Origin of the sequence: Nocardia sp. alder85J, from assembly GCF_020176955.2 — a bacterium.
Taxonomy (GTDB): Bacteria; Actinomycetota; Actinomycetes; order Mycobacteriales; family Mycobacteriaceae; genus Nocardia.
On record NZ_JAIUCZ020000007.1, the window covers coordinates 206,254 to 228,264 of the forward strand.

Consider the following 22,011-nt stretch of genomic DNA (forward strand, 5'->3'; position numbering starts at 1 on the left):
ACCTCGACTGATTACGCTGGTCGCGACCGCCGCACGCCAGGGTGCGGCGGCCGTGTGCGGGTGTCCGAACACAGGAGGCCGCGGGTGATTCTGTTCGGTGATCGTGTCGTGTGCACCGCCGGTGATCTGGCGGCCGCGGCCCGATGCGAGTTCGCGCTGTTGCGTGCGCTCGACGCCGAGGCAGGTCTGGTATCGGCCGATCCGGTCGTCCCGGCACCTCCCACCCACATAGAGCTATCCAACAGCGAACTATTCGGCGCCGACCACACCGGCGACACCGCCCGCCTGGTCCGGATCGACCGACCCACCTCCGGCGACCCGGCCGACACCGTCGCCGCCCACACCACCGCCCACCGCCGCACCCTCGCCGCCCTGCACACCGGCGCGGATCTGATCCTCGGCGCCACCTTCCTCGACGGCGATTTCACCGCCACCGCCACCGCCCTGGTCCGCCTACCCGCCACCGGACCACACCTGATCCACCCCGCCGAGGCCACCGATCGCCCCAACAGCAATTCTGTAGCGACCGCAATCTCGGCGAGAACAGCCGGTGTTCCGGCGGCGCCCGCACACACCGGTCCGGTGTCCACACCGGACATTCGGACGTCGGCCGGGCAGTCGGCGCCCGGCGATCCGAGTACCGATGAGGTGCCTCTCGGGCACCCCGCACCCGCCCTCCGGCCCGGCGTCGAGGGGCCGGTGGCAGCCCGCCCCGGCCCGGACGCGGCGCACCTCTCCGCTCCCGACGCGATACACCCGTTCGGAACCGATGCGACGCAACCAGCCGACGCGGACGGGGTGCGTCCAGCCGACGCCGCGGGAGTACATCCGTCCCACACCAGTGCTGTGCATCCATCCGATGGCGATGCGGTATACCCGGCCGGCAGCAGCACCGTGCACCCGCACAGTGGCGACGCGGCGCACCCGGCCGACGGCAATGCGGTGCATCTGCCCAAGGCCGATCCGGTACCTCCGGCCGGTGCCGACGGGGTGCGTCCGGTCGGCATCGACCCGGTGCACCAGCCCAGTGGCGAGGCGGTGCATCGCTCCCGCGCCGAGGCGGCACATCCCTCCGGCTCCGAGACGGTGCATCCCGCGCAGGGCATGTTCGAGGTGCCGGGTATGCCGATCGCGCCCGAGCCGGGGCGGGTCGACGGGCGGTGGACGATGTCGATGCTGGCCGGTGACGGGGATACCGTCGACCGGATCATCGACGGGGACGCGCTCGGGGCCACCGGGTCGGGGGTCATCGATCAGCGGCGGGCCGAGGAGCCCGCGGCGGGGGCCGATGCGCACGACGGGGATCGGTATCTGCTGTACGCGGCGGTGGCCGACAGCGCGGACGCGGTGGCCGCGCTCGTGGAGCTGGCGGCGTGCGCGGAGATGTTGCGGCGCAACGGTTTCGTGCCCGATCCGGAGGTCTGGCTGCTGCTGCCGGACGGCAGCCGGCACGGCTATCCGCTGGACCGGGCGGCGGCGGTGTACGCGGCGCGGCGGCGACGGCTCGCGCGCATCCTCGACGAGAAACAGAACGAACTGCTGCCGGTGCAGTGGGGCGATCGGCGGTATCTGGCCTGTGGCCAGTGCCCGACCTGCACCGCCGAGTTGCTTGCCGGACGCGATCTGCTGCTGGTGGCCGGGATGCGGCCGGCGGTGCGGGCCCAGTTGCGCGCGGCCGGGATCACCACCGTGGAGCGGCTGGCGGCCGCCGACGGCGCCGTCACCCGGGTCGCGGCGCACACCTTCGCCGCGCTGCGGCGGCAGGCCGAACTCCAGGTGCAACGCGAGCGCACCGGGCAGCCGGCCTACACGGTGACCGACGCCAACGCTCTCGCCGCGCTGCCGGAACCGTCGCCCGGTGACGTCTTCCTCGTGGTCGCGGGGGCCGCGGTCGGGATCGGCGTGCTCGCCGCGCACACGCCGGAGGGCGGCTCGCCCGCACTGCTGTTCCATCCGTTCGACGTGCAGGAGGATCCGGCGACACTGCCGCAGTTCCTGCTCGACCGCCGCCTGCGTCACCCCGGGCTGCGGATCTACCACTACCGCAGCGACGCCCGGCGGCTGCTGACCGAACTGTCGCACCGGTACGGCGCCGACGAGGACCTCACCGCCGAATTACTGGACGCGCTGGTCGACCTGTACCCGGTGCTGCGGACCGCCACGATCATCGGGCAGCGTTCCTACGATCTGGCCGCGGTGGCCGGTCACCTCGACCCGGAATCCGCACCGGCCGGCGCGGATCTGGAATCCGGCTGCGCCCGGTTGCGCTGGTTACAGGGCTGGCTGGGCGACCTGGCCGAGGCGCAGCACATCCCGCTGGGACAGGCGCCGATGACCGCCGCCGTGGAGCCGGTGCCCGCGGTGGAGGCCGCACTGCGCGAATTCGCGCTGTCCGCCACACCGGAGGACGACACCGCGCACCGGGCCGCCGCGCTGATGGCCGCGGTGCTCGGTTACCACCGGCGGGAACGACAGCCGCTGCACTGGGCGCATGCCGACCGGCTGCACGGACCGGTCGACGAATGGGACGACGCGCCCGGCGTCCTGGTCTCCGATTGGGGCAGTGTCGACACCAAATGGCACAGCACCGGCCGGCCGCCGATGCGCCGCTACCTGACCCTCACCGGGCGGCTCGGCACCGGCAGCACCCCGGCGCCGGGTTCGCCGGTGCTGACCCTCTACGACCGGCCGGTCCCGGGCATGACCGCCGAACCGGGCCGCCGGGCCGCCGCCCACGCCACCATCCTCGGCTGCGCGCTGGACGGCAATTTCGACGATGCCGTGCGGGTGGAGGAACAACTGCCCGAGGACTGCGCCCCCTACGACGAACTACCCGCCGCGATCGTGCCCGGCCCACCCGGGCGCGACGAGAACATCGCGGCCGCACTGGAATTCACCGCGCATCAACTGCTGGTGAGCCTGCCGGCGGTGCCGGCCACCGCGGCGTTCGACCTGCTGTGCCGCCGCCGGCCGCGGCTGCGCTCCGGCGCGGCGCTGCCGGAGGTGTGCGGTGACCACGCGGCCACGGTCACCGCCGCGGTGCTCGATCTCGACGAGTCCTATCTCGCGGTGCAGGGCCCGTCCGGCACCGGCAAGACCGATACCGCCGCGCGGGTGATCGAGCGGCTGGTCACCCGGCACAGGTGGCGCGTCGGCGTGGTGGCGCAGGCGCACGCACCGGTCGAACAATTGCTGGACGCGCTGGTCCGGGTCGGGGTGCTGCCCGAACTGGTGGCGAAATCGGAGGCGCAGGCCGTCGCGCCGGAATGGCTGGCGATCGCGCCCGCGCGCTACGCCCGCTTCCTGGACAACGCGGTGAACGGTTGCGTGATCGGCGGCCTGCCCGGCGATTTCGCCGACGACGAGCGGGTGGCCGCGGGTGCGCTGGACCTGCTGGTGATCGCCGACGCGGGTGGTTTCCCGCTGGCCGACACCGTGGCGGTGGCCGCTGGCGCCCGCAATCTGCTGCTGCTCGGCGATCCGGCGCCGCTGTCCGGCAACGGAATCCATCCCGAGCCGGTGCAGGAATCGGCGCTGGGCCGGGTGGTCGGCGACGCGCCCACGCTGCCACCGGAATTCGGCTACTTCCTGGACCGCACCTGGCGGATGCATCCGCGGCTGTGCGGCCCGGTGTCGCGGCTGCGCTACGGCAACCGGCTGCGGTCCAACGAGATCGTCACGCTGGCACGGGATCTGGCCGGGGTTCCGGCGGGGGTGCGGACGGCGCCGGTCCAGCATCACGGCAACAGCACCGAATCCGTCGAGGAGGCACGGGAAATCGTGCGCCGGGTCCGCGCGCTGCTCGGCCTGCCGTGGCGGCAGGGCGCGGTGACCCGGCGGCTGCACCCGCACGACATCCTGGTGATCGCGCCCTATCCCGCGCAGGTGGCCCGGATCCGGACGATGTTGTCGCGGGCCCGGATCGAGGATGTGCTGGTCGGTACCGCGGACCGGTTCCGCGGCCGGGAGGCGGCGGTGGTGCTGATCTCGATGACCACCTCCTCGCCCACCGACGCCCCGCACGGCATCGGCGCGCTGCTGTCCCGGCACTGGCTGACCGCCGCGGTCGCGCGGGCGATGTGGACCGCGGTGATCGTGCACTCACCGCTGCTGGCGGAGTATCTGCCCGACACTCCGGACCAGCTCGACGATCTCGCGGCCTTCCTGGAACTGTCCGCGGGCTGACCGCCGAATCCGGCCGGTATCAGCCGAAATTGCGGCCCTCGCCGCGATAGGTCGGCACCGGGGTGCGGGCGCCGCCGGCGCCGACGAGGTGCACGGTGTCGAAGCGTTCGCAGAGCTCACCGGCCTTGGCGTGCCGGAACCACACCCGGTCGCCGATGGTGGTCAGCGCTCCCGCGTTGCGCAGCGGTGTCTGCACCTCTCCCGCGCCCTCGGTGCCGATGAGCTGCAAGGCCCTGGGCCACACCGGCTTCGGCACCCGCGACGCGCCCGCCGGGCCGGAGGCGATGTACCCGCCGGAGTAGACGGTGGCGATGCCCGGGGCGGGTTGCCGCAGCACCGGCTGCGCGAAGAACAGCGCCGGGCGCGGATGGAAGCTGCGGTAGCCGTCGAACAGGGTGGGCGCGTACAGGCCGGAGCCGGCGGTCACCTCGGTCACCTCGGGAGCGGACACGCTGACCTCGACCGAACCGCTGCCGCCGCTGTTGACGATCGCCAGCGGGCCGGTCACCGACCGCACCGCGTCCAGCACCAGCCGGCGGCGGGCGCCGATCTCGGCCGCGGAGGCGCGCTTGACCAGCCGGACCGCGGGATTGGTATCGGGCAACCCGGCGATCTGAGCCTCGTAGGTCATCACGCCGACGACGTCGAAGCCGCGCTCGCAAGCCGCGCGGGCCAGTCGCTCGGCCTGTTCGGGGGTGCGGATCGGGGATCGGCGCACCCCGAGGTGCAGTCGGCCGATCCGCAGGGAGGCGTCGACGTCCACGCACACCCGCGGCCGCACCCGGGCCGTGCCCAGTGCCGCGCGGATCAGCTCCAGTTGCGCGACGTCATCGATCATCAGCGTGATCGAGGCGAGCAGCACGGGATCGGCGCCGAGTTCGGCCAGTGCGGCGCGGTGCACGGTGGGATAGCCCAGCAGCACGTCGCGGGCGCCCTGGCGGACCAGCCAGATCGCTTCCGGCAGCGAATAGCCCATGATGCCGGCGAAACCACCGGCGGCGGTCAGCTCCGGGCCGAGCACCTCGGCGAGGACTGCGCGACAGCGCACCGACTTGCTCGCCACCCGGATCGGCACCCCGTTCGCGCGGCGCACCAGATCCGCGGCATTGGCGCGCAGTGCGCTGAGGTCGAGCGCGGCCAGCGGCGGATCCAGCTCGGCGGTCGCCGCGTGCAGGCCGGCGATCGTGGACGCGTCTGTCACGGATCCCACTGAATCATGAAACTGGTCAATCGTCCAGTTATGCGGACGGCGCGGTCTACAGGTCGATGGCCTTGCCCGACAGGCACGTCACCAGATCGTCGAACACGACCAGCATCGTCTCCTCGTCGTTGGTGGCCAGCCAGCGCAGGACCGCGCCCTGGAGCACCGACATCGAGTAGGCGGCGATCGACTCGGCGGGCTCCAGCCACTGGGTGGCCGACCGGTCCGCACACATGTTCAGAAATGCCACAGCCTCGGCATCCATCTCCCGGAACCGGGCCGTGATGGCCGGATCCGCGAAACAACTGCCGCGATTCTCCCAGCGCCGCCGCAGCGCGGCGATCGTGGATTCGTAGCCACGGATCTGCTTCTCCGGGGCGTCGATGATCGTCGGCCAGAATGCACTCACGCCGGCGTGCAGCAACACCCGCAGCGCCCTCGTACCGGAGAATTCGAGTGCTTCGGCCGCCTTCTCGACCGCCTCTTCGATCGCCGGCCGAGGCCTGGCGATCACTTCCCTGCTTGCACTCAACGACGACTCCCTCGGGCGGACAACTCTCGCGCGCTGACCTCTTGCGAAGCACTGGCTTTCCTGCGCGTCCCAGGCGACGGGCGCTGATCGTCTTCGACCGCCCCGGTCGCCAACCCGGCCGACCCGTTCACCATCCACCAATGTTAACGATTTTTCTGGATTCGTGACCAGGATCGATCCCGGTAACAGACCGTAAGAATGTTTTGTTACCCATTCGGTACGCTGCCGCGACCGACCGGAGACGAGATACCGACTCGCACGATCGCATCCCTCGCCGTCACCTGGACAATCGTATGAAAAGCGCGCACTCTACCATGCGGGTACGACCGACCATGTGATGCAGAACACATACCACCATCGCTGGCGACCCGCTACTCCACTGTTCCGGGGAACGACACCCGGGCGACACCGCCAGGCACCTAGCCTGGATTGGTGAGCAGCGCGCAACACGATCAGTTCCTCATCTCCGGCACGTTCAACTTCCGCGATGTCGGCGGGCTGCGGGCCGCCGACGGCGCCAAGGTGCGCGGCGGCGTGCTGCTGCGCTCGGCGCAACTGGGCCGGGTCGACGCCGACGGGCACGCCACCCTGCGGGAGCTCGGCGTCGCCACCGTGTTCGACCTCCGCGGCCTGCTGGAGATCGAACATCTGGGCGCGGACGCGCTGCCGGACGAGGTGCGCCTGGTGGTGTCACCGTTCGATCCGGAACTCGGCCGCACCCCGCCGCACGAGATGGAGGTCGCCCCCGTCGACGCCCGGCAGGGGATGCACGACGTGTACCGGGCCTTCCCGCTGATGCCACCGGCCGGTGCGGCCATCACCGCGATCGCCGAATCGGTGGTCCGCGGCGACGGCGCGGTGCTGGTGCACTGCGCCGCGGGCAAGGACCGCACCGGCTGGGCCATCGCCACCCTGCTGCGCGCGGTCGGCGTGATCGAGGCCGAGACGGTGGCGGACTACCTGCGCAGCAACGCCGCCGTCGACGCGCTGCGCCAGGACGTCGTCCGGAACGGGCGCGCGGAACTGCCGCCGGAGGTGCTCGGGGTCAGCGCCGAGTATCTCGCCGCCGCAACGGCGTCCATGCACGACAACTACGGCGATCTGGACGGTTATCTGGCGGCCATCGGCCTCACCCCGGAACTGCGGACCGGACTGCGCACCCGGCTGCTGGAATGAGCTGTCAGCCCAGCGGTTCCGGCACCGGCGCGGTGCGCACCAGGCCGGTGCCGTCGATGCGGACCTGATTGCCGGTGTGGAACCAGGTTCCGGTGAACCGGGATTCGGTCGCCTCCGGGTCCTGCCAGTACCGGCGGGTGACATTCGGTCCGCGACAGAGCAGTTCACCCTGACCGCCCTCGGCGCCCGGCCCCCACAGTGCCAGTTCGGTTCCGCCGAAAGGGAATCCGAGGACCTCCGCGCCGGGCAGGGCGCCGTCGACGGTCGCCAGCCCGATACCGCTGGTCTCGGTGGCGCCCCAGACAGACCACTGCCGGGCCAGCGGGAACACCTCGCGCAGCGCGGTCGTGACGGGTTCGGCGGCGGCGCCCGGCGCTTCGGGCCGCCGCCCGGCGGTACAGATCTGACGCACCCCCTCGGCCCGCAGTCCGGCCAGTTCCGAGAGCAGTCCGGCGAAGATTCGACGTGTCGCCGACACTTGATCGATCCGTTCGGCCACAATGGCTTCCGCGGCACGGGCGGGATCTGGAGCGAGCACCACCGTGCCGCCCACGGCGAAGGTCGGCAGCAACTGGTCCACGCATCCGCCCGCGTGCGCCAGCGGCAGCAGCACCAGATTGCGCAGTCCGTCGGTGGGCAGGTCCAGCGCGCCCACCACCGAGCGGATGGCCGACAGCAGGTTCTCGTTGGTCAGCTCCACCCCCTTCGGGGCGTCCGACGCGCTGCGGGAGGTGTAACACAGCAGCGCCAGCTCGGACAGTGAGGCACCGTCGTCGATGTAGGCGGCGCCGTCCGGGAGGGTTCCGGTGGCCTCCAGCACGAAATCCGCGCAGCTGTCCGAGAGCACTTGCGCGGCAACATCGTCGGGCAGGCCGTCGTGCACCGGCACCGGCACCGCGCCGGACAGCAGCGCACCGAGGAAGGCGCGCACCCAGCGCGCACCCACCGGCATCCGGACCGCGACCCGGTCGCCGTAGCCGATGCCGCGCTCCTGCAACCCGCCGGCGATCCGGGAGGCCGAGTGCCACAGCTGCCGGTAGGTCAGCCGGGGGCCGCCGATCTCCACCACGGCCTCCCGGTTGCCGAAGGCGTGCACCTGCACATCGAGCAGTTCGGTGACGGCGGGATTGAGGTTGCCGTAGCGCAGGACCCCGTCGGCGCCGCGGGCAAGAGGGTTGTCACACCATGGATTTCGCGACGCGGGGTACTCCACCAACAAGTGCGACATGCGTCCCTCCGAGTGCCTCGATGTGGCGGCACCTGTGACTATATGACGCAGATCACAGCTATGTCGGCATAGTCAGGTAAACACCGTGTCACCGTCCGGTGTAGGTGGCCTTTCCCGGACCGTCGGTCAGGAAACTCTGTACCGCACCGCGCAGGTCGTCGGTGCCGAACAGCTCGCCGGAGACCTCCAGGGTCACCGAATCCGCCTGTGCCACACCACCGGAACGCCAGGCACCCACGATCCGCTTGGTGGCGGCGTGGGCCCGGGTGGGACCGTCGGCCAGGCGCTGCACCAGACTGCGGGCGACGGTGTCGACGTCGTCGTGCACGGCATTGACCACACCCCAGTCGGCCAGTGTCGCCGCGTCGTAGAGATCGCCGGTCATCACCAGCTCCCGGGCCCGGCCGGAACCGGCGCGCTCGGCCAGCCGCTGCGGGCCGCCCATCGAGGGGGTCAGCCCGACCACCGTCTCCACCAGCCCGAACTTCGCCTTCGGCGCGGCCAGGATGATGTCGCAGGCCAGCGCGATCTCGAAGGCCGCGGTGAGGGTGAGCCCGTGCGCGGCGAACACCACCGGACAGGGCAGCGCCTCCAGCGGATGCACGATCCCCGCGAACAGGGTGCGCCACAGCTGCGCGCCCTCGGCCGTGCTCAATCCCTCGAAGACGTGCACGTCGACCCCGCCCGAGACCACCTTGCCGTCCGCGCGCAGCAGCACCGCGCGCGGCGGCGCCGCGGTCAGTTCCGCGATGTCGGCGGCGAGCGCGTCGAGCAGTGCCTTGTCGAACAGGTTCAGCGGCGGGTGATCGACGCTGATCACCGCCACCTCGGCGCCGGTCGGCGTCTCGATGCGCTCCAGCCGAGTGGGTTTGGTTTCGCTCATGCCGCGAATCTAGCGGGAGGCGCCCGATCTGCCAGACTGGCCGGGTGGAGAGTTCGGGAAGCGGCGCGTTCACGCGCGACACCAACTACATCACCACCCGGATCACCGCCGACGGCCGCGACGGCTATCCGGTCGAGCCGGGCCGATATCGGCTGGTGGCGGCGCGCGCCTGTCCCTGGGCCAACCGGACCCTGATCGTCCGGCGACTGCTCGGGCTGGAGGACGCGCTGTCGCTGGGGTTGTGCGGGCCGACCCACGACCAACGCAGCTGGACCTTCGATCTGGACCCGGGCGAGGTCGATCCGGTCCTCGGCATCCATTTCCTGCGCGACGCCTATCTGGCCCGCTTCCCCGACTATCCGCGCGGCATCACGGTGCCCGCGATCGTCGAGGTGCCGACCGGCGAGGTGGTCACCAACGACTATGCGCAGATGACCCTGGACTTCACCACCGAGTGGACCGCCCACCACCGGCCCGGCGCCCCCGACCTGTACCCGGACGCGCTGCGCGACGAGATCGACGAGGTGAACCGGCTGGTCTACAGCGAGGTCAACAACGGGGTCTACCGTTGCGGTTTCGCCGGCGGGCAGCAGGCGTACGAGGCCGCCTACGACCGGCTGTTCACCGCGCTGGACCAGCTGTCGGAGCGGCTCACCAGCCGCCGCTACCTGGTGGGCGAGGCCATCACCGAGGCGGACGTCCGGCTGTTCACCACGCTGGTCCGCTTCGACGCGGTGTACCACGGGCATTTCAAGTGCAATCGCGAGAAGCTCGTCGAGCTGCCGGTGCTGTGGGCCTACGCGCGAGATCTGTTCCAGACCCCCGGTTTCGGCGACACCGTCGACTTCCCGCAGATCAAAGAGCACTACTACGTGGTGCACACCGGCATCAACCCGACCGGGATCGTCCCCAAGGGCCCCGACCTCTCCGGCTGGCACACCCCGCACGGCCGGGAAGCCCTGGGCGGGAAGCCCTTCGGTGACGGCACCCCGCCCGGCCCGCCGCCGGTGCCGGAGTGGGTGCCCGGCGAACAGATCACTGCCACAACGAGATCCCGGCGAGCGGCTCAGGCCGGGCCGACGCCGCCGTAGGTGCCGAAGCTCCAGTACACCCCTTCGGGGTCACGGCAGGTGAAGCCGCGGGAGCCGTAGTCCTCGTCGCGGAGCTCACCGGTGATGGTGGCGCCGGCCGCTCGTGCGCGCGCATACAGTTCGTCGGGGTTGTCGACGACGATGTACACCGAGCCGGTGCCCGGTGGCAGTTGTTTCAAGGACATGCCCTCGCGCACGGAGCCGAGCATGATGCCGCCGCCACCCGGCCAGGCCAGTTCGGCGTGGTCGACGGTGTCGCCGTCGCCGTAGCGGGCCCGCTGCACGAAGCCGAACGCGGTTTCCAGGAAGGCGATCGCGGCGGGCGCGTCGCGATAGACGAAGGACGGCCACAGCGGGGCCGTCACGGTGGTGGTGCTCGGGTTCTCGGTCATGTCGTCAGCCTTTCACCGGGTCGGTGTCATGGTCTTGGACGAATGGGAAGCTCTCCCGGGCCAGCCACCGCGACGGTGGCAGGCCCGCCATCTCACGCCACTCCCTGGCCATGTGGGCCTGGTCGTAGTAACCGGCCGCGGCCGCCACCGCGGCGATGGCCGCACCCGGGCGGCGCAGCAGCAGGTGTGAGCGTTCGAACCGGGTCAGCCGGTCGGCGTCCTTCGGGGTGATGCCGAATTCCGAACCGAATCTGATAGCGAGATTCCTTCTGCTCCAACCTATTTCGTCGGCCACGGCGGCGACCGGGCGACGCCGTGCCGGATCGGTGAGCAGCCGCCACGCGCAGTGCAGGTTCGGGTCGAGCTCGATGTCGTCGACACGCCGCAGCAGGATCTCGTCCAGCACCGCGAACCGGCGGGCCCAGTCGCCGGTGGCCGCGAGCCGTTCCCGCAGTTCCACCGCCCGCGCACCCAGCAGGTCGGTGAGGTCCACCAGCCACGAGCCGAGTTCGGCGGCGGGCCGGCCGAACAGCGCCCGCGAGCCCAGCGGGGTCAGCGCCAGCTGCACACCGTGCTGATATCCGCGGTGCGCGATCAGCGCCGGACGGGTGGTCAGCCCGCTGGCCAGGGCGTTCCAGCGGCCGGCGGGCTGGGCCGGATGCGGCGAGAGCGGCATGTCGATCGGCTCGTCGATGGTCACGATCACCGTCAGCGTGGTCGACGGCATCCCGATGTGCACGCCCGGTTCGAAGCCGCGCAGCAGGTAGCCGTCGTAGCCGCGGACGTAGCGCCGCAGCCGCGGATGGGGCAATCCCCTGGCTCCCTCGGAGGTGCCGCACACAGGTTCACCGTAGGCGGCCGTGGGCATCACGGAAAGTGTCGCCGGATCCCGATAGAGTTTCGGGAGCGCACCGCACGAGAGGGGTTGCCATGTACAAGGCCGGCTTGGAGAAGGCCGTGGTGTCGGGGCTGGACAATGCGTCCCAGCTACAGGCGCCGGCGGTCGCCAAGTATGTCGAGCGGCTACGACGCGCTCACCCCGCGGAGAGTCCGGCCCAGATCGTCGGGCGGCTGGAGCGGCAGTACCTCACCACCGTCACCACCAGCGGCACCGCCGTCGGCGCCACCGCCGCGGTCCCCGGCGTGGGCACCTTCACCGCGCTGGCGGCGATGAGCGCGGAGACGGCCTTCTTCCTGGAGGCGTCGGCGCTGTTCACCCTCGCCGTGGCCGCGGTGCACGGCATCGCCCCCGACGATGCCGAACGCCGGCGTGCGCTGGTGCTCGCGGTGGTGCTGGGCGAGAGCGGCATGCAGATCGTGGAGAAGAACGTCGGGCGTACCGCCAAGAACTGGGGCGACCTGCTGGCCACCAAGATTCCCGGGATCAGCGCGATGAACGACTCGCTGCTGAAGCGATTCGTGGTGCAGTTCCTGGCCAAACGCAGCGCACTGATGGTCGGCAAGGTGATTCCGGCCGGAATCGGCGCGGCCATCGGCGGGTTCGGCAACCGCGCGCTGGGCCGGCGCACGATCGACAACGCGCGCAAGGCATTCGGGCCCGCCCCGGCTGGCTTTCCGCGGCCGACCGTCATCGATGCCGATCCGCTGCCGGTGCTGGACGATCCGCGATGAGCCGTTCCCGCCCGCCCGCGGTCACCGCCACCCGCCTGACCAAGCATTTCGAGACCACGATCGCGGTGCACGAGGTGAGTTTCACCGTGCCGACCGGATCCGTCACCGCGCTCGTCGGGCCGGAGAGCGCCGGCAAGTCCACCGTCGTCGGGCTCCTGCTGGGTCTCGTGACGCCCACCTCGGGCAGCCGCACGATCGTGGGCCGGGCGGGAGCGGTACTGGATCCGCGCGGCGTGCAGCCGGGCAGCACCGTGCGTGGTCAGCTGCGCATCTACGCCGGGGCCGCCGGTGCCCCCGACGAGCAGGTCGACGCGCTGCTGGCCCGGACCGGGCTGGCCGAGCTCGCGCCGCAGCGTGTGCGCACGCTCTCCACGGCCCAGCAGACCCGGCTCGCGGTCGCGATCGCCCTGCTGGGCGATCCGCCGGTGCTGGTGCTCGACGACCCGTTCGACGGGCTCGAGGCCGCCGACCGCACCTGGCTGGCCGAACTGTTGCGCGGATACCTCCGCCGCGGCGGCACCGCGGTGCTCACCGCGCAGAGTCTGGCCGCGGTGGTGCCGATCGCCGACCAGTTGATCGTGCTGAGCGAGGGTGCGGTGGTGTACGAGGGCACCCCGCGCAAACTGCGCCGCAGCCATCCCGACCGGCTGATCGTCGGCGCCTCCAGTCCGATCGCGCTGGCCACGGCGCTGGCCGCCTACGGTTTCACCGATACGGTGATGCGCTCCGACGGCCGGTTGGCGGTCGCCGAGGCCGGCCGCAAGGACATCGAGAACGCCGCCCTCGCCGCCCGGGTGCAGCTGACCGAGCTCGTTCCCGAACCCGTGCACCCGGATCGGGTGCTGGCCGCGCTCACCCGCGGTATGCCGGTGTCGGTTCCCCCCGTCCCGACGAGCCCGTACGGAATGCCACGATGAACCTCACTGTGCCGGTGGAGATCGAGCGCGCCGCGACCGTCGAGCTCCGCAAGCTCACCGCCTCCCGCGTCGCCCGGCAGGCCGTGCCGGTCGCCGCGGTGCTCGGGCTGCTGGCCGGCGGCGGGTTCGCGCTGCGCGGCAACGGACCGCAACCGCACGAGACCCTGGCCACCGGCACCGCCAGCGCCGGGTTCTACGTGGCGCTGTTCGTGACCCTCGCGGCGGCGGCGATCTTCGCCGCGCTCGCCGCCGGCGACGAGTACCGGCACCACAGTCTCGCGCTGACCGCGGTGTTCACCCCCGATCGCGATCTGCTCATGGGCGCGAAACTCGGTGTGACCGCGGCCTATTCGTTGTTGCTCGGGGTGTCGGTCGAGGTCGGGGCGCTGCTCGGGCTGCTCGCCGCCGGACGGCACCGGATCGAATTCGGGGTGCGGCTGCTGTCGGTGTTCGGCGGCGGGCTGCTCGCCGTCGTGTGCTGGAGTCTGCTCGGCGCGGCCCTGGGCCTGCTGTTCCGCTCCCCCGGTCCGGCCGTCCTCACCTTGATCCTGTGGCCGCTGATCGCCGAGCCCGCGATCTGGTACGTCGCCCGCTTCGTCGGCGTTCCCGGATTCGCGGTGCTGTTCCCGCTGTCGGCAACCGTCGGCGCGGTGATGAACGGCTCGTTCCCGAAAACCCATTTCCTCGCACCCAGCGCGGCATCGGCGGTGGTGCTGGTGCTGTGGACGGCCGGGGTGTGCGCGGGGGCCTGGTGGTACGTGCGGCGTCGCGACCTGTGAACGACGCTGCCCGACAGTCGGTCGGCGCGATGAACGACGCTGCCCGACAGTCGGTCGGCGCGACCGGCTCTCGATGAGCACCGCCGTAGCGGGTCGGCGACGAGTGACCCAACCCGGGTTCCTGCTGTGGCAGCGACCGTGCGGGTCGGCACCTGCTGGGCTGTCGGTGGGGGTCGGTACTGTCGAATCGGAATGAGTGAGATTCAGGCGCAGACAGACCAGGGGTGGATTCGGCGGTTGTGGTCGGCGTGCCGGGCACAACCAGGGCTGCTCGCGGGGGTCGCGGCATCGCTCGCGGCGGGAGCCGTGGCGGAGGTGGCGGCGCCGCTGGCGGCCAAACAGGCATTGGACAACGCTCGCGCGGGCAACGTGCGGATCATCGGCGTGCTCGCGGGAGTCCTCGCGTTGCTGGCGGTGGTCCGGTTCACGACCTCGTACGGGCGGCGGTGGCTGGCCGGTCGGCTGGCGCTGAACGTGCAGCACACGATGCGGGTGGATCTGCTGACCGCCCTGCACCGCTACGACGGACCGCGGCAGGACGGGCTGCGGACCGGTCAGGTGGTGTCCCGGTCGATCAGCGATCTGCAACTGGTGCAGGGTCTGCTGGCGATGGCGCCGCTGGCGGGCATGTCGGTGTTCATGTCGCTGCTGGCGGCCGTCGTGATGCTGGTGTTGTCGCCGCTGCTGGCGGTGGTGGCGCTGCTGACGGTGCCGGCCATCGCGGTCGTGGTGTACCGGATCCGGCCGCGGGTGCACGCGGCGACCTGGTCGGCACAGCAGCGGGCCGCCGAACTGGCCCAGCACGTCGAGGAGACCGTCACCGGGGTGCGGGTGGTGAAGGGCTTCGGCCAGGAGGCCCGGATGGTGCGGGTGCTGGAACAGCACGGCCGCGTCCTCTACGGCGAACGGATGCGGGCGGCCCGCATCGACGCGCGGATGGCGCCGACGGTGACCGCCATCCCGCAGGCCGGGCTGGTCGCGGTGATCGGGCTGGGCGGGCTGCTGGCGCTGCACGGCGGTATCGGCATCGGCACCTTCCTCGCCTTCGCCGCGTACGTGACCATGCTGTCGTCCAACACCCGGCTGGTGTCGACGGTGGTCGTGATGGCCCAGCTGACCCGGGCTGCCGCCGAACGGGTCTACCAGGTGATCGACGAGGCGCCGGACACCATCGATCCGCCCGCGCCCCGCGCCCTGCCGGACGGCCCGCTGGGTATCGACCTGGAAGCGGTCACCTTCGGTTTCGACCCGGACCGGCCGGTGCTGCGGCATTTCGACCTGACTGTGCGGCCCGGTGAGACGGTCGCGATCATCGGCCCGGCCGGTTCCGGTAAATCGACGCTGGCGCTGCTGCTGCCGCGGTTCTACCGGCCCGACAGCGGACGGATCGTGCTGCGCGGCGCCGACGACGCGGTCGACATCGCCGAGGTGCGGGCCGGCGCCTTGCGTGCGGCGGTCGGGGTGGCCTTCGACGACCCGTTCCTGTTCTCCGACACCATCGCCGCCAATATCGCGCTCGGCCACCCCGACGCCACCGCCGACGAGATCCGCCGCGCCGCGAAACAGGCCGCCGCGGACGAGTTCATCAGCGAACTGCCCGACGGGTACGACACCGTCGTCGGCGAACGCGGCCTGACCCTGTCCGGCGGCCAGCGCCAGCGCCTCGCCCTGGCCCGCGCCCTGCTGGCCAACCCGCGCATCCTGATCCTCGACGACGCCACCTCGGCCGTCGACGCGGTCACCGAGGCCGCGATCTTCGACGCGCTACCCGCCCGCGCGGGCCGCACCACCGTGATCCTGGCCCACCGCGAATCCACCCTCGCCCACGCCGACCGGGTCATCCGACTGCCCGCACCGCTGACCACCGGCACCGGTGACCTCTGGGACGAGCAGCCGCCCGACCCGGCTGCGCCCGCACCGGCGGAATCAGCACCGGCGCTCCAGCCGCTCGCCTCCGGTGAACAGGCGATCGCGATGGCACCGGAAGTCCTTGCACTGCAATATCTTCCGGAGATGCCGGCCGCCGCGCCGACGAGCGGCACGAGCACCGGCCCCGACGGCTCGGCGGTGCGCACTCAGGCGGCCGAATATTCGGTGGACGTGCCGCCGGAGATCCGGGAGATGCTGGGTCGGCTGCCGTCGGCGGCGGAGGTGCCGGGGCTGGACGACCGGGAGCTCGAGCAGGCCGATCCGCGGTTCCGGCTGGTCCGGTTGCTGCGGCCGGTGCGCTGGTTGCTGGTGGCGGTGGTGGCGTTGCTGGCCGTCGACGGGGTGATCGGGGTGGCGTTCCCGGCGCTCACCCGGTTCGCGCTGGATCACGGGGTGGCCGCGGGCAGTGCCGGAACGCTGGCGCTGGCCGCGGCGGCGGGGGCCGTGCTGGTGGCGTTGAGCTGGGCGGACGAGTCGGCGGGGACGGTGCTGTCGGCGCGCGGTGGCGAGCGGGTGCTGTACGGGCTGCGGGTGCGCAGCTACGCCCATCTGCAACGGCTGGGGCTGGACTACTACGAGCGCGAGCTGTCCGGGCGCATCATGACCCGGATGACCACGGACATCGACGCGTTGTCCACGTTCTTGCAGACCGGGTTGAGTACGGCGCTGATCAGCGTGGTCACCGCGGTCGGGATCGCGGTGGCGCTGCTGGTCATCGATACCGAACTGGCGCTGGTGGTGCTGGCGACGTTGCCGCCGCTGATCGCGGCGACGCTGGTGTTCCGGCGGGTGTCGGCAGCCGCCTATTCGCAGTCGCGGGAGCGGGTGGCGACGGTGAACGCCGATTTCCAGGAGAACGTGGCCGGGCTGCGGGCCACCCAGGCGTATCGCAACGAGGCCGCGGCGGGACGGCGGTTCGCCGGGTATTCCGACGGGTATCGGCACAGCCGGTTGCGTGCGCAGCGGGCGATCGCGCTGTATTTCGCGTTCGTGATCGCCTGGGCGGATCTGGCCCAGGCGGCGGTCGTGTACGTCGGCGCGCGTGCGGTGGCGCACGGCACGACGACGGCCGGGACGCTGGTGGCGTTCGTGCTGTACCTGAGCCTGCTGTTCAGCCCGATCCTGCAACTGTCGCAGGTGTTCGACGGATATCAGCAGGCCCGAGTGGGTTTGCAGCGGATCGCGGCGCTGTTGCGCACACCGTCCTCGATCGCGGCCGATCCGGCGCAGCCCGTCCCGCTCGGCGAGCGGCTGCGGGCCGAGGTCGATTTCGACACCGTTCACTTCCGGTATACCGATGCGAAAGCCATTGCCCTGGATGATGTTTCACTACACATCCCGAGTGGAACCAGTCTCGCGCTGGTCGGCGCGACCGGTGCGGGCAAGTCGACCATCGTGAAGCTGCTGGCCCGGCTGTACGACCTGCCGCACGCCACGGAGGCCGATCCGAGTCATACCGGTACGGGCCCGGGTGTGATTCGTGTCGCCGGAACCGACATCCGGGACTACCGGCTCGCCGACTACCGAGCCCGGCTGGGCATGGTGCCCCAGGAAGCACATCTGTTCAGCGGCGATGTCGCGAGCAATATCGCCTTCGGGAAACCGGCCGCGACCAGGACGGAGATCGAGCGGGCGGCCGAGGCGGTGGGTGCGCTGGAGCTGATCGCCGGGCTGCCGGCGGGGATGCGGCACCCGGTCGGCGAGGGTGGTCGCGGGCTGTCGGCCGGTCAGCGGCAGCTGATCGCGCTGGCCCGGGCCGAACTGGTCGACCCGGACCTGCTGCTGCTCGACGAGGCGACCGCGGTGCTGGACCCGGACACCGAGGAAAAGGTGCTGGCAGCGGGCCGTTCCGTGATGCGCGGGCGGACCTCGGTGATCGTGGCGCACCGGCTGGCGACCGCCGCGCGGGCCGATCGGATCGCCGTCGTCGAACGGGGCCGGATCGCCGAAATGGGTACCCACGATGAACTTCTGGCTGCGGGCGGTGGCTATTCCCGTATGTGGTATGCCGCACATCAAGGGTGAGGAATATTCTCATCTACGGACGAGTCGTCATCTGTGGGGCTGGGTCCATCCAGTGGGCGATGACCTCTCGGACTCGGGGCTGGGCCTATCCTCAGAAGGGCGCATCGGCGCGCAGCATGCCGATTACCCGTGCCGAGCACGTCACAAACGTCGCAGCGCGAAGAACGAAATGAGGCGAACACCTGCTGTGAGCAGCTCAACATCCCAGTTCGGACAGAACCAGTGGCTCGTCGACGAGATGTACCAGAGGTACAAACAGGACCCGTCGTCCGTCGACGAGAGCTGGCACGAATTTCTGGCCGACTACACCCCGGACGCGACGGCCGAAACCACGGCCAACGGGCAGTCCGCCGTCGCCGCCCCGGCGACCGCCGCGCCCGTCCCGGCTCCGGCCCCGGCGCCCGCTGCTGCGCCCGCCGCCTCCGTTCCCGCCCCTGCCGCCGCGCCCGCGACCCCGAAGCCCGCCGCGCCTGCTGCCGCGCCCGCGACCCCGAAGCCCGCCGCGTCGCCCGTGCCCGCCCCGAAGATCGCCGCGCCGGCGTCGACCGCCGCCGCGCCGCCGCAGGCGCGTACCACGCAGCCCGCCGCGGCCGCCGCGCCGACCACGGCCCCGAAGCCCGCCGAGCCCGCCGCCGATCAGTCGCAGGTGCTGCGCGGCCCGGCCGCGGCCATCGTGAAGAACATGTCGGCCTCGCTGACCATCCCCACCGCCACCAGCGTCCGGGCCATCCCGGCCAAGCTGATGATCGACAACCGGCTGGTCATCAACAACCATCTGGCCCGCACCCGCGGCGGCAAGATCTCCTTCACCCATCTGCTGGGCTACGCCATCGTGCAGGCGGTGAAGGCGTTCCCCAATATGAACCGGCACTTCACCGAGATCGACGGGAAGCCGAACGCCGTCACCCCGGCCCACACCAATCTGGGCCTGGCCATCGACCTGCCGGGTAAGAACGGCAGCCGCACGCTCGTGGTCGCGGCCATCAAGAACACCGAGACCATGACCTTCGGCCAGTTCCACTCGGCCTACGAGGACATCGTCCGCCGCGCCCGCGACGGCAAACTCGGCACCGAGGACTTCACCGGCGTCACCATCTCGCTGACCAACCCCGGCACCATCGGCACCAACCATTCGGTGCCGCGGCTGATGCCGGGTCAGGGCGCGATCGTCGGCGCCGGCGCGATGGAGTACCCGGCCGAGTTCCAGGGCATGAGCGACGAGCAGCTGGCCCAGATCGGCATCGGCAAGCTGATGACGCTGACGTCGACCTACGACCATCGCATCATCCAGGGCGCGGAGTCCGGCGACTTCCTGCGCACGATTCACCAGCTGTTGATCGCCGACGAGTTCTACGACGACGTCTTCCACACCATGGGCGTGCCGTACGAGCCGGTGCGCTGGCGCAAGGACATCAAGGAACGCGGCGTCGACAAGAGCGTGCGCGTCCAGGAGATGATCACCGCCTACCGCGACCGCGGCCACCTGATGGCCGACACCGATCCGCTGCGGCTGGTCAAGGACAAGTTTCGCAGCCATCCGGACCTGGACGTCACCCAGCACGGTCTGACCCTGTGGGACCTGGACCGCGAGTTCAACGTGGCCGGTTTCCACAACCAGGAGCGGATGAAGCTACGCGACGTCCTGTCCATCCTGCGTGATGCCTACTGCCGGCACGTGGGTGTCGAGTACACCCACATCCTCGATCCCGAGCAGCGCAAGTGGATCCAGGATCGGGTCGAGCAGAAGCACGACAAGCCGACCGTCGCCCAGCAGAAGTACATCCTGTCGCGGCTGAACGCGGCCGAGGCGTTCGAGACCTTCCTGCAGACCAAGTACGTCGGCCAGAAGCGGTTCTCGCTGGAGGGCGCCGAGTCCACCATCCCGATGATGGACGCGGTCATCGACCAGTGCGCCGAGCACGCGCTCGACGAGGTCGTCATCGGCATGCCGCACCGCGGCCGGCTGAACGTGCTGGCCAATATCGTCGGCAAGCCCTACTCGCAGATCTTCACCGAGTTCGAGGGCAACATGAACCCGGCCGCCGCGCACGGCTCTGGCGACGTGAAGTACCACCTGGGCGCCGAGGGCACCTACATCCAGATGTTCGGCGACAACGACATCAAGGTGTCACTGACCGCGAACCCGTCGCATCTGGAGGCGGTCGACCCGGTCGTGGAGGGTCTGGTCCGCGCCAAGCAGGACCTGCTCACCAAGGAAGACCTGATCACCAAGGGCGAGGAGGCGCGCACCTTCTCGGTCGTGCCGATGATGCTGCACGGTGACGCGGCCTTCGCCGGTCAGGGTGTGGTCGCCGAGACGCTGAACCTGGGTGGCCTGCGCGGCTACCGGGTCGGCGGCACGGTGCACATCGTGGTGAACAACCAGATCGGCTTCACCACCGCGCCGGAGAACAGCCGGTCCACCGAGTACTCCACCGATATCGCCAAGTTCATCGGCGCGCCGGTGTTCCACGTCAACGGCGACGATCCGGAGGCGTGCGTCTGGGTGGCGCAGCTGGCGGTCGACTTCCGCGAGCAGTTCCACAAGGACGTCGTCATCGACCTGATCTGCTACCGCCGTCGCGGCCACAACGAGGGTGACGACCCGTCTATGACGCAGCCGTACATGTACGACGTCATCGACACCAAGCGCAGCGTCCGCAAGTCCTACACCGAGGCCCTGATCGGCCGTGGTGACATCTCCATGAAGGAGGCCGAGGACGCGCTACGGGACTACCAGGGTCAGCTGGAGCGGGTGTTCAACGAGGTCCGCGAGCTGGAGAAGTACCCGCCGGCCCCGAGCCACTCGGTCGAGACGGAGCAGACCGTGCCGACCACGGTCGTCACCGCCGTCGACAAGACCGTGTTGCAGCGCATCGGCGACGCGTTCCTGAACGTGCCCGAGGGCTTCGCCGTGCATCCGCGCGTGAAGCCGGTACTGGAGAAGCGCCGCGAGATGTCCTACGAGGGCAAGGTGGACTGGGCGTTCGGCGAGCTGCTGGCGTTCGGCACCCTGGTCGACGAGGGTCGCGCGGTGCGCCTGACCGGTCAGGACTCCCGCCGCGGCACCTTCTCGCAGCGGCATTCGGTGGTCATCGACCGCAAGACCGGCGCCGAGTACACCCCGCTGCACAACATCGGCAGCGCCAACCCGGGCTGGTTCGCGGTGCACGATTCGGCGCTGTCCGAATATGCCGCGGTCGGCTTCGAATACGGCTACTCCCTGGGCAATCCGGAAGCGCTGGTGCTCTGGGAGGCGCAGTTCGGTGACTTCGTCAACGGCGCCCAGTCGATCATCGACGAGTTCATCTCCTCCGGTGAGGCCAAGTGGGGCCAGCTGTCGGAGGTCGTGCTGCTGCTGCCGCACGGCCACGAGGGCCAGGGCCCGGACCACACCTCCGGCCGCATCGAGCGCTTCCTGATGCTGTGCGCCGAGGGTTCGATGACGGTGGCGGTCCCGTCCACCCCGTCGAACTACTTCCACCTGCTGCGCCGGCACGTGCTCGACGGCATCCGCCGCCCGCTGATCGTCTTCACCCCGAAGTCGATGCTGCGCAACAAGGCCGTGGTCTCCGATATCGAGGACTTCACCGACAACAAGTTCCGCTCGGTGCTCGAGGAGCCGACCTACGAGAGCGGCGACGGCGACCGCACGAAGGTGAAGCGCATCCTGCTCACCTCGGGCAAGCTCTACTACGAGCTGGCCGCCGACAAGGCCAAGAAGAACCGCGACGATGTGGCGATCATCCGGATCGAGCAGCTGTACCCGATCCCGTCGTACCGCCTCAACGAGAAGCTGGCCACCTACCCCAACGCCACCGATCTGGTGTGGGTGCAGGAGGAACCGGCCAACCAGGGCGCCTGGCCCTTCTTCGGCCTGAACCTCCCGGAGATCCTCCCGGAGCGCTTCGGCAAACTGCGCCGCATCTCCCGGCGCGCCATGTCGGCCCCCTCCTCGGGCTCCGGCAAGGTGCACGCCGTGGAGCAGGCGGAGATCATCGGCGAGGCCTTCGCCCCGACCGCCTGATCCCGCACATCGCA

At 70.7% G+C, this 22,011-nt stretch carries 14 protein-coding genes; 8 read left to right on the forward strand and 6 right to left on the reverse strand.

Features of this window, described 5'->3' with window-relative positions:
* Positions 1–84: 84 nt before the first annotated feature.
* Positions 85–4,185 carry a bifunctional RecB family nuclease/DEAD/DEAH box helicase gene (locus tag LBW94_RS26780; RefSeq protein WP_225054754.1) on the forward strand — a complete coding sequence of 1,367 codons (4,101 nt, stop codon included), beginning with the start codon at positions 85–87 and terminating at the stop codon, positions 4,183–4,185.
* A gap of 19 nt (positions 4,186–4,204) precedes the next feature.
* On the opposite strand, the gene LBW94_RS26785 is transcribed toward LBW94_RS26780, so the two are convergent.
* Positions 4,205–5,395, reverse strand: coding sequence for an amino acid deaminase/aldolase (locus LBW94_RS26785; protein WP_225054755.1), 1,191 nt, complete (start codon positions 5,393–5,395; stop codon positions 4,205–4,207).
* Between the two features lie 46 nt (positions 5,396–5,441).
* Complete coding sequence (locus LBW94_RS26790) at positions 5,442–5,918, reverse strand: TetR family transcriptional regulator (RefSeq protein ID WP_225054757.1); 477 nt, start codon at positions 5,916–5,918, stop codon at positions 5,442–5,444.
* A gap of 432 nt (positions 5,919–6,350) precedes the next feature.
* On the opposite strand from LBW94_RS26790, the gene LBW94_RS26795 reads away from it, so the two are divergent.
* Positions 6,351–7,094 carry a tyrosine-protein phosphatase gene (locus tag LBW94_RS26795; protein ID WP_225054759.1) on the forward strand — a complete coding sequence of 248 codons (744 nt, stop codon included), beginning with the start codon at positions 6,351–6,353 and terminating at the stop codon, positions 7,092–7,094.
* Between the two features lie 4 nt (positions 7,095–7,098).
* Here LBW94_RS26795 and LBW94_RS26800 read toward each other — a convergent pair whose 3' ends face one another.
* Positions 7,099–8,322 (reverse strand): class I adenylate-forming enzyme family protein, encoded by a 1,224-nt coding sequence (locus tag LBW94_RS26800; protein ID WP_225054760.1) that lies wholly within the window; start codon positions 8,320–8,322, stop codon positions 7,099–7,101.
* An 88-nt stretch (positions 8,323–8,410) separates the two neighbouring features.
* Positions 8,411–9,205, reverse strand: a complete 795-nt coding sequence (locus LBW94_RS26805) for an enoyl-CoA hydratase/isomerase family protein (protein WP_225054762.1) — start codon at positions 9,203–9,205, stop codon at positions 8,411–8,413.
* 26 nt (positions 9,206–9,231) lie between these two features.
* On the opposite strand from LBW94_RS26805, the gene LBW94_RS26810 reads away from it, so the two are divergent.
* Positions 9,232–10,296, forward strand: coding sequence for a glutathione S-transferase family protein (locus LBW94_RS26810; protein WP_416276962.1), 1,065 nt, complete (start codon positions 9,232–9,234; stop codon positions 10,294–10,296).
* On the opposite strand, the gene LBW94_RS26815 is transcribed toward LBW94_RS26810, so the two are convergent.
* Positions 10,272–10,688: a VOC family protein gene (locus LBW94_RS26815; RefSeq protein WP_225054766.1), complete on the reverse strand. Its 417-nt coding sequence runs from the start codon at positions 10,686–10,688 to the stop codon at positions 10,272–10,274. The genes LBW94_RS26810 and LBW94_RS26815 overlap by 25 nt on opposite strands.
* Before the next feature lie 4 nt (positions 10,689–10,692).
* Positions 10,693–11,556, reverse strand: a complete 864-nt coding sequence (locus LBW94_RS26820) for a helix-turn-helix domain-containing protein (protein WP_225054768.1) — start codon at positions 11,554–11,556, stop codon at positions 10,693–10,695.
* Between the two features lie 62 nt (positions 11,557–11,618).
* Between LBW94_RS26820 and LBW94_RS26825 the strand changes: the two genes are divergently transcribed.
* From LBW94_RS26825 to LBW94_RS26845, 5 genes are all read left to right on the forward strand, one after another.
* Positions 11,619–12,320: a hypothetical protein gene (locus tag LBW94_RS26825; protein WP_225054770.1), complete on the forward strand. Its 702-nt coding sequence runs from the start codon at positions 11,619–11,621 to the stop codon at positions 12,318–12,320.
* A complete protein-coding gene (locus LBW94_RS26830; RefSeq protein WP_225054772.1) occupies positions 12,317–13,237 on the forward strand; it encodes an ATP-binding cassette domain-containing protein in 921 nt (306 codons plus the stop codon). The genes LBW94_RS26825 and LBW94_RS26830 overlap by 4 nt, the downstream gene beginning before the upstream one ends.
* Positions 13,234–14,016, forward strand: a complete 783-nt coding sequence (locus LBW94_RS26835; RefSeq protein WP_225054773.1) for an ABC transporter permease — start codon at positions 13,234–13,236, stop codon at positions 14,014–14,016. Before LBW94_RS26830 ends, LBW94_RS26835 begins: the two co-directional genes overlap by 4 nt.
* 192 nt (positions 14,017–14,208) lie before the next feature.
* A complete protein-coding gene (locus tag LBW94_RS26840; protein WP_225054775.1) occupies positions 14,209–17,970 on the forward strand; it encodes an ABC transporter ATP-binding protein in 3,762 nt (1,253 codons plus the stop codon).
* 169 nt (positions 17,971–18,139) lie between these two features.
* Complete coding sequence (locus tag LBW94_RS26845) at positions 18,140–21,997, forward strand: multifunctional oxoglutarate decarboxylase/oxoglutarate dehydrogenase thiamine pyrophosphate-binding subunit/dihydrolipoyllysine-residue succinyltransferase subunit (protein ID WP_225054777.1); 3,858 nt, start codon at positions 18,140–18,142, stop codon at positions 21,995–21,997.
* The last annotated feature ends 14 nt before the right edge of the window (positions 21,998–22,011 follow it).